14 protein-coding genes are annotated in these 16,601 nt (G+C 38.0%); 12 read left to right on the top strand and 2 right to left on the bottom strand.

Annotated elements, in window-relative coordinates; genetic code table 11:
* Window positions 1–18: 18 nt before the first annotated feature.
* The gene (locus tag ACQ334_RS16945; RefSeq protein WP_430989438.1) at window positions 19–1,422 is read left to right on the top strand and encodes an NADH-quinone oxidoreductase subunit N; all 1,404 of its coding nucleotides are present in this window, start codon (window positions 19–21) and stop codon (window positions 1,420–1,422) included.
* Between the two features lie 131 nt (window positions 1,423–1,553).
* A complete protein-coding gene (locus ACQ334_RS16950) occupies window positions 1,554–2,834 on the top strand; it encodes an ABC transporter permease (RefSeq protein WP_430989439.1) in 1,281 nt (426 codons plus the stop codon).
* A 100-nt stretch (window positions 2,835–2,934) separates the two neighbouring features.
* Here ACQ334_RS16950 and ACQ334_RS16955 read toward each other — a convergent pair whose 3' ends face one another.
* On the bottom strand, window positions 2,935–5,472 hold the full coding sequence (locus tag ACQ334_RS16955) for a zinc-dependent metalloprotease (RefSeq protein ID WP_430989440.1): 2,538 nt from the start codon (window positions 5,470–5,472) through the stop codon (window positions 2,935–2,937).
* A 338-nt stretch (window positions 5,473–5,810) separates the two neighbouring features.
* Here ACQ334_RS16955 and ACQ334_RS16960 point away from each other — a divergent pair, with 338 nt between their 5' ends.
* From ACQ334_RS16960 to ACQ334_RS16995, 8 genes are all read left to right on the top strand, one after another.
* Window positions 5,811–6,662, top strand: coding sequence for a MotA/TolQ/ExbB proton channel family protein (locus ACQ334_RS16960; protein WP_430989441.1), 852 nt, complete (start codon window positions 5,811–5,813; stop codon window positions 6,660–6,662).
* 58 nt (window positions 6,663–6,720) lie between these two features.
* Complete coding sequence (locus ACQ334_RS16965; protein ID WP_430989442.1) at window positions 6,721–7,374, top strand: ExbD/TolR family protein; 654 nt, start codon at window positions 6,721–6,723, stop codon at window positions 7,372–7,374.
* Between the two features lie 45 nt (window positions 7,375–7,419).
* Window positions 7,420–7,968, top strand: a complete 549-nt coding sequence (locus ACQ334_RS16970) for an ExbD/TolR family protein (RefSeq protein WP_430989443.1) — start codon at window positions 7,420–7,422, stop codon at window positions 7,966–7,968.
* A 49-nt stretch (window positions 7,969–8,017) separates the two neighbouring features.
* Window positions 8,018–8,848, top strand: a complete 831-nt coding sequence (locus ACQ334_RS16975) for an energy transducer TonB (protein ID WP_430989444.1) — start codon at window positions 8,018–8,020, stop codon at window positions 8,846–8,848.
* A gap of 267 nt (window positions 8,849–9,115) precedes the next feature.
* Window positions 9,116–9,937, top strand: a complete 822-nt coding sequence (locus ACQ334_RS16980) for an energy transducer TonB (protein WP_430989445.1) — start codon at window positions 9,116–9,118, stop codon at window positions 9,935–9,937.
* A 108-nt stretch (window positions 9,938–10,045) separates the two neighbouring features.
* Window positions 10,046–10,576, top strand: a complete 531-nt coding sequence (locus ACQ334_RS16985) for an ExbD/TolR family protein (protein WP_430989446.1) — start codon at window positions 10,046–10,048, stop codon at window positions 10,574–10,576.
* A gap of 39 nt (window positions 10,577–10,615) precedes the next feature.
* Window positions 10,616–11,998 carry a tRNA uridine-5-carboxymethylaminomethyl(34) synthesis GTPase MnmE gene (gene mnmE / locus ACQ334_RS16990; RefSeq protein WP_430989447.1) on the top strand — a complete coding sequence of 461 codons (1,383 nt, stop codon included), beginning with the start codon at window positions 10,616–10,618 and terminating at the stop codon, window positions 11,996–11,998.
* 46 nt (window positions 11,999–12,044) lie between these two features.
* Window positions 12,045–12,803, top strand: a complete 759-nt coding sequence (locus tag ACQ334_RS16995) for a DUF4184 family protein (RefSeq protein ID WP_430989448.1) — start codon at window positions 12,045–12,047, stop codon at window positions 12,801–12,803.
* A 23-nt stretch (window positions 12,804–12,826) separates the two neighbouring features.
* Here ACQ334_RS16995 and ACQ334_RS17000 read toward each other — a convergent pair whose 3' ends face one another.
* Complete coding sequence (locus ACQ334_RS17000) at window positions 12,827–14,569, bottom strand: DEAD/DEAH box helicase (protein ID WP_430989449.1); 1,743 nt, start codon at window positions 14,567–14,569, stop codon at window positions 12,827–12,829.
* 329 nt (window positions 14,570–14,898) lie between these two features.
* Between ACQ334_RS17000 and ACQ334_RS17005 the strand changes: the two genes are divergently transcribed.
* Entirely contained in the window at window positions 14,899–15,891 is a 993-nt protein-coding gene (locus ACQ334_RS17005; protein WP_430989450.1) for a hypothetical protein, read from the top strand.
* A gap of 87 nt (window positions 15,892–15,978) precedes the next feature.
* Entirely contained in the window at window positions 15,979–16,557 is a 579-nt protein-coding gene (locus ACQ334_RS17010) for a porin family protein (protein ID WP_430989451.1), read from the top strand.
* Window positions 16,558–16,601 lie beyond the last annotated feature (44 nt).

Here is a 16,601-nt window from a genome sequence, read left to right on the forward strand (position 1 = left end):
CCGTTGGCAGAACCGGGTATGAACGAAATTATATTAACAGCAGTTTGGGGTATAGTAATGATGCTGGCGGGTGCATTTATAAAAAATAAAAGCACGCCGAAATATCTTGCCATTGTAGGCTTGGTACTTATTATTATTGCCAATTGCCAGGAACTTTATTACAGGGAATCCTTCTTCACTTTTGATGTAAAGGATATGTTGAATGTAAACGGCGATAGCGCCTATCATTTAACTTTTATTGCGGTACTGCTTATTGCAACCTTATTATATTTTTTACTGAATGGCCGTGATTTTGAAAAAGTTGGGGCTAATGTATCGGAGTATTTTGCATTGATATTTTTTATTCTTTGTGGTGTTGGGATAGTAGCTACTTTTAATACCCTGCTGATGTTATTTATTGGTATTGAAATTATTTCTATTCCTCTTTATATTTTAACAGGTAGTGATAAACGAAACCTGAAGAGTAACGAAGCCGCACTCAAATATTTCCTGATGGGTTCATTTTCCACCGGTATAATGCTGATGGGGATTGCATTTATTTATGGTGGCACACCGTCAGCTTCTTTCTTTTTAGATAAGATCAATATAGGCACTGGTGTAATGTCGCCGCTGATTGCAGTAGGATTAGTGCTTTTAATGGTTTCTTTGGCTTTTAAAGTATCAGCTGCACCTTTTCATTTCTGGACGCCGGATGTTTACGATGGTGCACCCACTGTATTTACTTCCTTTATGGCTACTATTGTAAAAGCAGCTGCGTTTTATGCTTTTGTACGTTTGTTTGAAAAAGCTTTTGGTACTATACAACCGCAGTGGCAAAAACTGATTGTAATAATCACTGCTGCAACTTTATTAATTGGTAACCTTACTGCGGTTTTTCAGCAAAGCGTAAAACGTATGCTGGCTTATTCCAGTATTGCGCAGGCAGGCTTTATGCTGTTTGCATTGTTTGCTTTAAACAGGGAAGCCAAAGAGGGGCTGGTGCTTTATACAGCAGCCTACAGTCTTGCCACTATTGGTATTTTTGCAGTGCTTATCAAAATGAATGATTACACCATTGATGGCTTTAACGGATTGGCAAAAAAACAACCCGTATTGGCTATTACCGCAACAATATTCCTGCTTTCCCTTACAGGTATACCCTTAACTGCCGGCTTCCAGGCTAAATTTTATATGCTGCTGGCAGCGGTAAAAAATGGCCATTCCATGTGGTTGGTTATCCTGGCGGTTCTATGTGCTGCAATCAGTGCGTATTATTATTTCAGGGTAATACAAGCCATGTATTTCAAAGAAAGCAATGATGCTGCAACAACCCAGGATTGGGATATTACTCCGGCATTTAAAGCCCTGCTTATTATTACTGCGGCTTTAATTATTGTACTGGGAATCTATCCAAACCTTATTATCAACTGGTTGTATTATTAAACATTTACTGGCACAATAATACCTGGAACCAATTTCTCACAAAGAAATCAGCATCTGTATTTATAGCCATTCATAAAAGTTTTTCTTCAGCATCTGTTTTCTGTTGTTAACTTTAGGTATAATAAGTTCTAATGACTTTTAAAGACACAGTTAAACTCTCCTGGGGTAATATTACGGGCAACAGGCTACGGACTGTGATTACTGTGATTATTATCGCCCTTGGCATTTTTGCTTTAATACTTATCATCACCGCTATACAAGCGGCCAGTAATAGCCTGACAGATAGTTTTTCTACAATGGGTGCCAATGCTTTTAGTGTGAGGTTTAAAGACAAGAATATTAGATTTGGGGGTGGTGCACAACGCACTATTATAAAAACCAATAAATCTGCACTGAAGCAAAAAAACTCCAGCATTGGCAAAATAATTACCTACGAACAAGCAAAAGAATTTAAAGAACGGTATCCATTTCCTGCTAAAGTAGGTTTAGCAATACGGGGAGCGGGGGGGATAGTGGTGAATAATGAAAATAAAAAAACCAACCCGGATATTAACGTTACAGGTGGTGATGAAAATTACCTGGAGTTAAATGGCTACAAGATCGCTTATGGAAGAAATATTACAGCTGCAGATGTAGAGTCCGGAAGTAATGTTTGTATACTTGGCAACGATGTGGCAGAAAAATTATACCCGGGCAATGCTGCCAAAGCCGTTGATAAAGTAATAAGCGTAGATCATATTCCATATAGGGTGCTTGCCGTTTTGGATGACAAGGGTTCCAGCGCTTTTTTAAGTACAGGCAAAGTAGTAATTACATCGTACAATAATATCCGCCGTTTATATGCTACGCAGAATTCTTCTTTTGCCATTGCGGTAATGGTACCTGATATCAACCTGATGGATGCTGCTATTGGCGAAGCCAGGGGGGCATTCAGGCCAATAAGAAAACTGGATATAAAAGAGGAAGATAATTTCTATATTGATAAGAGCGACAGTATTGCAGAAAAATTCCTGTCTGCCTCTCAGTATTTGCAATATGCAATGATTGCTATTGCCTTGATCACTTTAATAGGTGCAGCAATAGGGCTGATGAATATTATGCTGGTTGCAGTAAATGAAAGAACAAAAGAAATTGGTTTAATAAAAGCATTGGGTGGAACAAAAAAAGATATCCGGGATCAGTTTTTATGGGAAAGTGTATTGATTAGTTTAATGGGGGCAATTGCAGGTATTATTGCAGGTGTTCTCATTGGTAATGTGGTAGCCATTCTTTTAAAAACAGGGTTTGTAATTCCATGGGCATGGGTAATAGCAGGTATTTTTGTATGCTCACTGGTAGGGTTAGTCGCAGGTTTATACCCCGCAATTAAAGCCAGTAAATTAAATCCGATTGATGCATTGCGGTACGAATAAGTAAAGCAGGATTTCGTTATTTAAATAATGTTAAGTATAAATAAAGAGGCGCTTCAATTACGAAGCGCCTCTTTACTATTTTGTAATCTTCTTATAGTATTTATTTAGGATCTAAAATCTTTTTTAACCTGTCACTCAAATCCTGTAAGTGATATTTAGTGGCTTTATCAGTGGTGCCGGCTGCAGCTGCGTCAATAGCTGCTTTTAATTCTCTTGCGTTTCCTTTTAAATAAGAAAGTACATCAGATTTTTTAGTATCAACTGATGGTGCAGGGCCATTACCAAAATTAATGACAATGCCTTGTTGCGGAGCAGGATTAATAAGTGCCCCCAATCTTTCTACATAAGATTTCTGAAGGTTTCTCCTGTAGATGTCAATTGGTTTTTTCGTGCTCAACTCGGTAAAGATGCTTTGCTTAAGATCGCCAAGCAGGTCATTTACGGTATAAGCCTGGCTTCCGATGGATGCTTCTGCATTCAGCATCTTAGTCATTGTGGTGGTGGATAACATCCTGCCTAAAGCAGTTTCCTGCAATGATAAAATAGTTGCAGTAGGGTTTCCTCCTGTTTTACTGGTGATATCCTTATTAATAAGCCATGTTGGTGTGGTAAATACCTGCTTGTTGATAAAATCTGCAGCTTCTTTCTGTGTTTCCTTGCTTACATATTCGTAAACGTTACCCGCCTGGTTATTCTTTTTTAAAGTTTCATATACACCACCAAAATTATAACATACATGCCCGATATACCTGCGGAACTGTGTGGTCAGTTGATCGTACATGTTGCTTAAGTCACCATAATCATCATTAGGTTGTTTTGTCCAGCTGATAAGATTAGGCAAAATCCGCTGCAGGTTCTTAATACCATAAGTAGAAGCTTTCATAGCATTGTCACCTATACATTCGCTCTGGTCACGTGGATCATCAGGTTGTCCCTGGCGGCCATAATAAAAGCGTTTGTCGTTTGCTTTGGCTTCAATCCATTTATCTAAAATAGGCACTTCGTCTTCGGCAGTTGCAGCCTCAGGAATCATTTTATAACCCCATTCAATAGCCCATTTGTCATAATCGCCAATGCGGGGGTAAATGCCTGCAGCAGTGATATTATCTTCAGGTTGTGCCACATAATTAAAGCGGGCATAATCCATTATACTTGGAGTGTGTCCATTTGCTTCAACCCATGCTTTATTACGTAAATTCTCAACTGGTACACCGGCAGAAGAACCAAAATTATGCGGTAAACCAAGTGTATGTCCCACTTCATGAGAAGACACAAAGCGAATTAATTGTCCCATCAACTCATCATCAAAAACCATTTTACGGGCTTTAGGATCAATAGCTCCGGCCTGTATCATGTACCAGTCGTGTAACAATTTCATTACGTTATGAAACCAGCCGATATGGCTTTCCATAATTTCGCCGCTTCTTGGATCAGTAGTGCTTGGTCCATAAGCATTCTCTATCGGCGATGGTTTGTAAATAATGGCACTGTTACGGGCATCTTCCAAACTCCAGGTACTGTCCTGCTCTTTTGTAGGGGCTTCTTTACCCATGATAGCATTTTTGAAACCAGCTTTTTCAAAAGCAACCTGCCAATCATTGATACCCTGAATTAAATAAGGCACCCATTTTTTAGGTGTTGAAGGATCAATATAATAAACGATTGGCTTTGCAGGTTCTACCAGTTCGCCACGTTTGTATTTTTCCATGTCTTCCGGTTTAGGTTCTAATCTCCAGCGTGCAATCATGTTGATGTCTTTTACACCTTGTGGATTAGCATCAAAATCAGTAAAGCCGGTGCTGAAAAAACCAACACGGTTATCTTCATACCTTGGTTTCATTGGTTTTTCAGGTAAGATCAGCAGAGAACTGTTCATCTCTAATGTTACCGTAGCCTGGCTTGGTGCCGATGGAGCAAAGCCCGGCATCGGAGCGCCTGCACTTTTTGAGAATGTTTTAACCGTGGTTATCTCAATATTAGTGGCATAAGGCCTTACGCTCACTATGTATGATTTATCCGGTTGAAAACCTCCCACCTGGAATGATGATTTTGCAAAACTTGCAAAGCCAAAAATTTCATTATCTGCTGTGATGTTATCAGTAATATCAATTACAATACCACCACCAGCACTATCAGATGCATTTGCTTTAATATCAAATGCCATGGCAATAGGTTGTACGTTACTGTTCATTACCGAACGGAACATTGGTTTGGTACTATCCGGGTTTACATTGTAAGAGATGTTCTTCAAAAAGATTTTATTGTTGGGGCCTTTTTCAAAACGGATGACATTGTTACCTATTTCATCACCTGCATATCCATTAAATTGTTTAGGGCTCTCTACCGAAGACTTAGACACACGGTTTATTATTAGTATATCTCTGCCCAGTAAACGGGGAGGTAATTCAAAATAATATTTATCCTCTACTTTGTGTACAGTAAACAAACCTTTGCTGGTTTTTGCTTTGTCTGTAATAACCTCTTTATAAGGCTTTGGGCCTGCTTTTGCAGCAGCAGGAGGCATACCTGGAGCAGTAGTTGGCGGCATAGCAGGCTTATCCTGTGCCGTTACAAAAAATGCAAACGATTGCGCCAAAAGCGCAAGGCAGATTTTCTTGTTACAGTAATTAAATCTCATGTGTTTAGTTTTATTTTGATCAGATAATGTTAATAAACGAAAATATCGAATACCATTTGAAATATCAGTATTTATGGATAAAAGGTAAATAAATAATACAGTTGGAGGAATTTGATTTTTTTTGTGCAAAACGCAGAATCCGGCATCAGTATTAAAAAAATAAAAAAAATTATGTAGTCAGTTGTTGCTTTCGATTATTTTATTAACTTGTGCGTTCCTACTTAAAAAAGTGTAGAAAAACTGATTGTTTGATTATATTTTTTAGTAGAATTGTGCAAGCAAAGTTTAAACAACAAAAATTCAAAATTAACATTTTCACTAACTAAAAATTGAATGTCATGGCAGAATCAAAACCATCTGTAAAACCAGCAGCTTCAGTGCAGGTAAAAAAATCAGGAAATGCAATTTCTCTTTTAGCTCCAATAATATGTATTATTGTTGGCTTCATCATTTGGCGTTTTTTGCTGGGCGCCTCATCAAACTTTGACAAGCCGGGAACAGGATGGTTTTGGCCAAGTCATGAAAAACCAAAAACTGCTTTAAGCAAAATGTACCTTGGAGGTATTATCGTTCCGATCCTTATCGGTTGTTTTTTAACCGTTCTTACATTTGTGATTGAGCGTTTCTTAACTATCTCTAAAGCTAATGGTACAGGAAGTAATGCAGATTTCATCCGCAAAGTGCAATATCATCTTGCTAATAAAAATGTTGATGCTGCTTTGGCTGAATGCGACAAACAAAAAGGTTCTGTTGGTAATGTAATGAAAGCAGGTTTACACCGCTACAAAGACATGATCGGCAATACAGAATTGAGTACCGACCAGAAAGTAATGGCAATTCAAAAAGAAGTGGAAGAAGCTACCTCCCTGGAATTACCAATGCTGGAAAAAAACCTGGTATTCCTTTCAACTATCGCTTCTGTTGCAACCCTGTTAGGTTTGTTAGGTACGGTAATGGGAATGATCAGAGCCTTCGGTAACTTAGGTGCTGATAGTGGTGGTGGTGCTGCTGCAGAACAATTGTCTGTGGGTATCTCTGAAGCCTTGTATAACACGGCATTAGGTATTGGTACTTCTGCCATCTCTATTATTATGTACAACATCTTTACAACAAAAATTGATGGAATTACTTATGGTATTGATGAATCAGGGTTTACTTTAACGCAAAGTTTTGCTTCTCTGTACAAGTAATTGTTATGGAACTGTAAGAGTTTTGCATCTATTAAGTATCAATAATTAAATTTTAGTAATGCCAAAAGTTAAAATACCACGCAAGAGCACAAACATCGACATGACGGCGATGTGTGATGTGGCTTTTCTGCTGTTGTCGTTCTTCATACTGGCAACAAAAACAAAACCACCAGAGGCGGTACCAGTGGTTACACCTACCTCGGTGTCTACAAAAGTTGTTAAAGACGAAGCCATTGTTGTAACCTTAGGAAAGGACGGGAAGGTTTTCCTGATGCTTAACGACAGGAAACATAAAGATGATATCATTGATGATATCAACAAGACAAAGGGATTAGGCTTAACAACTGCGGAAATAGCTAAACTTAAAAAACTGGATTTTATCGGGATGCCTTTTAGTAAATTAAAAAGTTTTCTTGACCTAAGTGAATCTGTACCTGCTGCAAAAATGGACGGGATACCTACAGACAGCACTAATAATGAACTGGCCGACTGGATTAAAAGTGTTTCCAATTCATTTGCAGGCGAAAGCATAGATAACCTTAACTTGTTAGTAAAAGGTGATAATGCGGCTAAATATCCTGCCTTTAAAGACATTAAATCAGCTTTTAAAAAGGCCGATATCTTTAAATTCAAGATCGTTACCAATCCAGAGGGAATACCTGCTGATTCTGAATTAGGATTGCACCCGCCAAAACCGGAAGCGGTTAAATAATTTTAATTAACGTCCCGTTGATAAAGGGATAAAAAAAGTACTGATATGGCAGAAATGGATACATCGTCGGGTGGTGGCCATAAGAAAGGCCCCGGCGTCAAAAAACCGAAAAAATTATCTACCAGGGTAGATTTGACCCCAATGGTTGATCTGGGTTTCCTGTTGCTGACATTCTTTGTGTTTACTACAACAATGAGTACACCAAAGGGTATGGCAATGAACGAACCTAAAGATGATCCGCTGAACCAGCTAAAGGTAAAAAACTCAGGTGCTATGACCCTGTTGTTAGGGAAAGATGACCATGTGTTTTACTACTTTGGGGAATTACTACCTGAAACGATAAGCGAACAATTTAAAAGTTCGACTTTTAAAGACATCAGGGAAATTATAGCTACAAAAGCAAAAAATACCCCTTTGGGTGATTTAATGTACATCATTAAAGCAAACAAAGATGCTACTTTTAAAAATGCTATTGATATCCTGGATGAAATGACGATCAGTAATGTTCCTCCCGGCCACTATGCAGAGGTTGATATTACACCAACCGAAGAAATGCTTATTCAAAAAACAGAAGAAGCTAATGGCGGGAAGTAACTTTATGGAATTGTTTCAATTTTGAATCTAATTAACAAAGTCTATTACAATGGATATAAACAAAATTTTAAGCGCCGATGTCCTCGATATTATATTCGATGGAAAAAATAAACAGTATGGTGCTTATGATCTCCGTAAATCTTACAACAAACGGCTAACCAAAGCTTTGTTGATCACAGCTGCCCTTGCGCTGCTGATATTCTTAAGTTCTGTTTTTGCAAATATTATAGGCAAAAGCAAGAAAGAAACTATCGATGTGGTAGATACCCAGATGGCGGAACTAAAGAAAGAACCACCACCACCTGTAGTACCACCACCACCACCACCAAAGCCACCACCACCACCGGAAATCAACCAGGTTAAGTTTACACCTCCTAAAATTGTAAAAGACGAAGAGGTAAAACCTGAAGAAAAGATTGAAGAGATCAAGGATGATGCTGCAATCAGCAATAAAACTGTTGAAAGCGACAATAAAGAACAAATTGTTCAGGCTCCGATAGAAGATAAAGGAACTGGTGTTGCTGTAGTGCCTCAAAAAGAAGATGATGAAGGTAAGATCTTTACAAAAGTGGAAGTAGAAGCTGAGTTTCCTGGTGGAGCGGCTGCATGGAATAATTTCCTGAAGAAGAATCTTAATGGCGACGTGCCAACTGATAATGGCGCTTCTGAAGGTACTTATACTGTAGTGGTAAAATTCATCGTAAGTAAAGATGGTAGCTTAAGTGATATATCTTGCGAAAATGATCCCGGATTTGGTATTTGTGACGAAGCTAAGAGAGTAATTAAAAAGACCAAAAACTGGACTCCGGCAATTCAAAACGGACGTAATGTAAATGCATATCGCCGTCAGCCAATTACCTTCCTGGTACAATCTCAATAAGCTATCAAGCAACAATTATTTTAAAAACCTTTCGGTAACAACCGAAAGGTTTTTTTTATGCGGCAACCTTTAGCTAATTATCTTTTATAAATTTTAATGAAACAAATAATTCAGCCTCCACAAAAAAATACATAATAAAAAGAGATAAATGGTGTGAGAAAATTGCAGGTAGTAAAGAGTGAAATATTATTACGCTAATAAAAATATTAGGAAAATAATTTTATGGAAGCGCTTTTGTTTTGAATCTAATTAGCAAAACTAATAATTATGGATACTAACAAAATTTTAAATGCTGATGTTCTTGATATCATTTTTGATGGAAAGAATAAAAATTACGGAGCGTATGCACTTCGCAAATCTTATAACAAAAGGCTCGTTAAAGCTTTGGCGGTAACGGGACTGGTTGCACTATTATTTTTCTTCAGTTCTGTTTTTGCAAATATTATCGGCAAAAATAAAAATGAAGCAATCGACGTGGTAGATACCCGAATGGCAGAATTAAAGAAAGATCCTCCGCCACCAGTAATGCCGCCACCGCCACCACCACAAGCTACACCACCACCGCCACTTAACCAGGTAAGATTTACACCTCCTGTGATTGTAAAAGATGACGATGTGAAACCAGATGAAAAAATTGAAGAGATAAAAGACAACCAGGCTATAAGTACGGTGACAAAAGAAACGGACAATACTAACCAGGTGGTACAGGCGCCACTTGAAGAATCCAACAGTGGTGCCTTTGAAGCGCCAAAGAAAAACGAAGATGATACTAAAGTATTTTTGAAGGTAGAAAAAGAAGCCGCTTTTGATGGCGACTGGGTAAATTTCCTGAAAAGAAATCTTAATGCAGATGTACCTAATGACAACGGAGCACCGGAAGGAGTGTATACTGTGGTTGTAAAATTTATTGTAAGTAAAGACGGTAGCTTAAGTGATATCACCTGCGAATCAGATCCCGGCTATGGCATTTGTAAGGAAGCTATCAGGGTTATTAAAAAGACAAAGAACTGGATCCCTGCACTTCAGAATGGAAATAACGTTAACGCATACCGTAGACAGCCCATTACTTTCCAGGTACAGGGTTTGTAAAAATTATTATCTCGGTTACTTATAAAACTTCCGGAAATTTCCGGAAGTTTTTTTATTTCAATTTTATGGAAAACAATGGCTTTGCTATCTATAAGGAAACTAATTATTATGGCAGAGATACAAACTTCAACAGCAAAACCTAAATACGGTAAAAAACTAAATAAAAAAAGTACCAGGGTAGATTTAACTCCAATGGTTGACCTGGGATTTTTATTACTCACATTTTTTGTTTTTACAACGTCAATGGCAAAACCAAGAGCAATGAACCTGGTTACTCCAAATGATAAAATAGCAGGTAATCCAACTGAAATTTGTGAAAGCTGTGTTTTAACCGTTATGCTTGATAAGGACGATAAGATTTTTTACTACGAGGGCATGCCCGGAAATGAAGCCGTAGTTAAAGAAACTACTTTTGCACCAGATGGAATAAGGAAAGTATTATTGCAAAAACTGAAGGCGGTAAAAGACGCAAAAGGAACAGCCAATGACATGGTGTTGATCATAAAGCCAGGCAGTGAATCGGCGTTTAAAAATTTTGTGGATATGGCTGACGAAGTAACCATCAATAATATAAAGCATTATTTTCTTGACGAGATAAATGCAGACGATGAAAAACTACTGGCAAAAAATAGGCTGTAAAGTTTACCCTTTAGCTGGCAGAGAAAGTATCTTTGCAATATGACGCAAAAACTTTCAGGTTGGGATGATACTATTGTTGCCATAGCTACCCCACAGGGCATTGGAGCAATAGGTGTTATCAGGTTGAGTGGAAAAAATGCCATTGTTATTACCAATCAATTATTTCCTTCTAAAGATTTAATAAGGCAACCTTCCCATACATTACATGTAGGATTGATCAAAGAAGATAATGCAGCAATTGATGAAGTGGTAGTGTCGTTATTTAAAAATCCCAAAAGCTACACAGGCGAGGATGTGGTGGAAATCAGTTGCCATGGAAGCCCTTATGTGCAGCAACAGGTGGTGCAGGCTTGCATACATAAAGGCGCAAGACTGGCCAAACCTGGCGAATTTACCCAACGGGCATTTTTAAATGGCAAACTGGATCTAACCCAGGCAGAAGCCGTAGCGGACCTGATTGCCAGCAATACAGCGGCTTCGCAACAAACAGCTTTACATAATATCCGTGGGGGCTTTAGCGATGTACTTAAAAAATTAAGAGAAGAACTGATACAGTTTTCTGCGTTGATAGAACTGGAACTGGACTTTAGCCAGGAAGATGTGGAATTTGCAGACCGGAAAAAGTTTTATGCATTAATTCAGAGTGCAGAACAGACAACAACAGGTTTATTACATTCCTTTCAATTAGGCAATGTAATAAAGAATGGTGTTAGTGTGGCTATTGTAGGTAAACCTAACGCAGGCAAATCTACCTTGTTAAATACTTTGCTTAATGAAAACAGGGCCATTGTAAGCGAAATTGCGGGCACTACAAGAGATACCATTGAGGAAATAATTAACATAGATGGAATATTGTTCAGGCTGATTGATACAGCCGGTATACGTGATGATAGCAGTGATATCATCGAGTTAATCGGTATTGAAAAAAGCAGAGAAAAAATTGAGCAATCTGATGAAGTGATCTATATTTTTGATGTGAATACAGAATCCGCCGGAGAACTTCAGGGAGCTAAAGCATTGATAAAAGAAAAAAATAAAAATTATTTACTGGTAGGTAATAAAACTGATGTGGCAGGTGACGCAGCGGCGGCAGAAAAATTTGCAGGAGAATCCGTATTGTATATTTCGGCTAAGGAACAACAACATATTAATTTACTGAAACAAAAACTGGTAGATAAAATCATTAAAGGAAACCTCAATACCGAAAACACCATTGTAACTAATGCACGACATTACGAAGCGTTGCAACAGGTGCAGGCATCATTAATTGAAATTAAAAATGGCCTTGATAATAATATTCCCGGCGATTTACTGGCGCTGGATATACGCAGGTGTTTGCATTATATTTCAGAAATAACTGGTGATATTACCAATGAAACAGTGCTGGATCTTATTTTCAGCCAGTTCTGTATCGGGAAATAATTTTTTCAATCATTCAATTAAAATGACCAGTTGATTTTATTTTTATATGCCTTTTACATTTTCACATCCGGCGATTGTTTTACCCTTTGATAAATTAAAGCGAAAGCCATTTTCGTTAACTGGTTTAATAGCTGGAAGTATTGTTCCAGATGTGGAATTTTTAATTTTCCTGAGGAATACGGAAAACTTTGGTCACACCTGGCTAGGCATTATTGTATTTGATATTCCTGTAGCCTTATTGCTGAGTTTTGTTTTTCATTTATTAATAAGAAATACGTTGGTACAGTATTTACCAAAATTTTTCAGGGTAAGGCTTTCTGGATCTACAGTTTTTAACTGGATAAATTATTTTAAAGAAAATAAACGAAAGGTTTTTATTTCTGTTGCGATAGGAATTTTATCACATGTTTTATCAGACGAGTTTACACACGGTGATGGTGTATTTGTAAAAATGTATTCTTTTCTCAGCAGCGAAATTGCTATTTGGAAATTTACATTTCCCGTATATTTTATATTGCAGCTAATGGGGTCTTTGCTGGGAGGCCTTTATATATTGTGGGTGATCTTTAAAATGCCAAAAGGAAATGAATTGCCATTAAGTAAGGGTTCAATTTTTTATTGGCTGAGTATGATACTACTTGCTGCTGCTATTTTTGGGATACACTATTTATTGGATACAACACACAAAAGTTTTGACGATAGTATTATTGGTGTTACAGGTAGTTTTTTGTATGCCCTCGTTATTGTGTCAATAATATTTTCTAAGCGTGCAAATACTGCAATAAAAAAATCCCCGGAAATTTAACCGGGGATTTTTGCATCAAAAAATTATCTGAAACTCCTTCTTTCTTTTGGAGCGTAGGTTCTTTTTCTTTCTCTTCCACCGCCGCTGCCTTCATCGTTGGGGCGTTTAAAACCACCGTCAGCTTCATTCATACGAATGGTGCGGTTGTTGTAACGTTTACCATCAATTGCAGTGATCATTCTTCCTGCTTCAGCTTTATCAATTTCTATCCAGCTGTTCATATCCCTCATATCAATTTTACCCAGCACTTCTTTTTTAAGATTGCTTTCATCTAAAATGAATTGTAAAAAGCTGGCTTTGTAAAAACCATCTTTGGTACCAAGGTTAATGAACAATCTTGTATAGCCATTATCACGCCTGTTAAAATCAGTACGTTCTTTTCTGCTGCCATCTCTTGCATCGCCACCTGTCGACGGTTGTCTTCTGTCTCCACGTATATCGCTTCTGTTCAGGTCTTCAGCGTTTTCGTAATATTTTAAAAAGTGGTTGAATTCCAAAGAGGCCACTCTCTGTAAAACTTCTTCTTTGCTTACTGATGCAAATTTTTCCATCAGGTCGGGCATGTAGGTTTCATAATCGCCACTGCTAACGTCGGCCTGCATCAAAGTATCCATAAAATGGAAGAATTGTTTGCGGCAAACATCTTTACCGGATGGCACATCCACTTTATGAAACTGTGCGTTGATCATTCTTTCTAAAGATTTGATCTTAAAAGTTTCCCTGCTATGGCAGATAGATAAACAGATACCGGTTTTACCGGCACGGCCCGTACGTCCGCTTCTATGGGTGTACACTTCCATATCATCAGGCAATTCAAAGTTGATTACGTGTGTAACGCCATCCACATCAATTCCTCTTGCAGCCACATCGGTTGCAATTAGTAATTGCAGGCTTTTGGTACGGAAACGGCCCATTACCTTATCACGCTGTTGTTGTGTAAGATCGCCATGTAAGGCTTCAATTTCGTAACCTGATTTTGCCAGGCGTTCGCTTATTTCCTGTGCATCAATTTTGGTACGTGTAAAGATGATACCATACATACCCGGGTTAAAATCGATCAGTCTTTTTAATGCTTCATAGCGATGTTGCTGTGGCACTACAAAATACTGGTGATCGATATTAACGTTACCACTGTTCTTTTTACCTACAGTAACTTCTTTTGGTGTTTCCATATAGTTCCTGGAAATAGCCCTTACTTCCGGTGGCATGGTTGCACTGAATAACCAGATGCTTTCCCTGTTGATGGTATTTTTTAATACAAAATCAATATCATCCCTGAAACCCATGTTCAGCATTTCATCAGCCTCATCCAATACCACGTATTTTACTTTCTGCAGGTCGATAGCTTTTCTTTCGATCAGGTCAATTAACCTGCCCGGTGTTGCAACAACGATCTGTACTCCTTTTTTAAGGTTGCGGATCTGCATAGTAATAGATGCACCGCCATATACTGCTTCGGTAAAGATATTTTTACTGTGTTTTTTAAATTTCTCAAGGTCATTGGTAATCTGCAGGCACAATTCCCTGGTAGGGCAAACCACTAAGGCCTGGGCGTGTCTTTGTGTTGGATCTATTAATTGTAAAAGCGGTAATCCAAAAGCCGCAGTTTTTCCTGTACCGGTTTGGGCCAGGCCGATAAAATCGGTGGTGCCGGATAATAATACCGGAATTGCTTTTTCCTGTATTTCACTTGGTTTTTCAAATCCCAGGTCGGCAACAGCTTGTACCAAATGTTCGTTTAAGCCTAAGGCTTCAAATGCATTCATTTAAATTTGTTTTGTGATAGCCACATGTTTGTTTCCCGATATCCATCGGGAGTGTGTCATGCTTTGGCCGTTAGAGAACCCCGTTGGCTCCTGCAATTTGGCAGGACCTTCAGCGGTTGTTAGTGAGTAGTGAAACCTGATTGCAGCAATCCTCTTTCAACAGCAACTGAGCATGTCATGTAATTCTCAGTTATTAATAATTGGGCGCAAAGGTAAGGTTTTTAGCCGGTAAAACAATCTTAATGGCAAAGTTTGCGTTTTTAACCGGTAATTTACAAGCCGTTAAACTATTTTTGACTACCGCAGTCTTACAAAACCTACTTAATCTTATGCGTAAATATTACCTGATTCTTGTTATAGCTGTATGCAGTTGTTCTCTTGCTTTTGCCCAAACCGATTCGCTTTCTCTAAAAGACAAGGCAGCCTTGGATTCAATGCTGGACAATGATGAGTTTTTAAAAATGATGAAAGACGGGCCAAAAAGTTCTTTTGATGTGAGTATCGGTATTGGCAACGGGGCATTTAGTTCCCACAATAATGCGGCCAATGCCACCGGGGTCGATAACAAGATGATTTTTACACCGTCATTAATGTACCGCACTAAAAGCGGTTTCAGTTTTGGGGTAACAGGTTTTTTAACATCAGACAGTGCAAAGGGTACAGAGTTATATCAAACAGGCCTTAGTGCAGGATATGAATATGATGGAAAAGAAGTTACTACAGGGATTACTTATACAAGGTATTTAAGTGACAAAAATAAATACAATACCAAGTCGCTTTATCAAAACGATATTTATGGGTTTATAAAAAAAGCAAAAGGTATTATACAGCCAGGGTTGGCTTTAGGTTTTGATAATGGTAAATATAAAGAAGCGGACCTGGCTTCAGTTATTTTGAAGCGACCATTAAATCCGAGAGGAGATACAACAATTACCGGCATTGACTCAACCGACAACAAGACTACTTATTTTTCCGCAACAGCAAGTATTGAGCATGATTTTAGTTTTTACAAACTATTTTCTAAAGATGATGAATTAGATTTTGTGCCATCCCTGTTGCTCAATTTTGGTAAAGACGATCTTGAGCAAACGCATACTAATACCATCAACAGACCGCTGGTTAAAAAATTATTGGCCAGAAGGAAAAAAAATACACCTACTAATAAATTTGAAATGCAGTCAATTGCAACGTCCCTGGATTTTACCTATAGCGTAGGCAAATTCTTTTTGCAGCCCAATCTTTATTTAGATTATTACCTGCCCGAAACAACAGCCAAAAGATTTACGGCAATTTTTTCTGTTACCGCAGGTTTATCCTTTTAGTTGATCGTCTTAACAAAAAATTAGGCAGGCCGGCTTGCCGTTGGCATATTAGTTGAATGTTAATCCGCAACTAAACAATTTATTTTTATGAAAACAAAACTCTTATTAACCGCTGCAATCAGCATTATCAGTTTCAGCGCTTTTTCTCAAAGCTTAAAGATCGGGGCAAAAGGTGGTGTTACAATGAATAAAATAACCGGGCAAACTTTTAAAGAGCAATTTTCTTATGGCTATCATATAGGAGGTTTTGCAACCATTGGCCTGGGTAAAAAATTTGCTATTCAACCCGAAGTATTATTCAATCAGATTAATGTAGATACGTCCAGTACATTCAGCTCTATATATAAGTTTAATAAATTAGACAATGTGCAGTTGAAATACCTGAGCATTCCAATATTATTAAATTACAATGCAGGCAAACTGATCACTTTACAACTGGGTCCACAGTTTGGTATATTGATGAATAAAAGCAACACCTTTATTGAAAATGGAAAGGATGCTTTTAAAAGCGGTGACTTTAGCATGCTGGGTGGTGTACAATTAAATATTTCTCATTTTAAAGTGTACGGCCGTTATGCCGTGGGATTAAATAACCTGAACGATATTGATAATAAAGATAAATGGAAAAGCCAGAGTGTGCAGTTGGGCGTGGGGCTTACATTATAAAATAACTACAGTACAAACAAACAACAATTCCCGGAAGGTTTAAT

This window comes from Ferruginibacter sp. SUN106 (assembly GCF_050611765.1).
GTDB lineage: Bacteria > Bacteroidota > Bacteroidia > Chitinophagales > Chitinophagaceae > Ferruginibacter.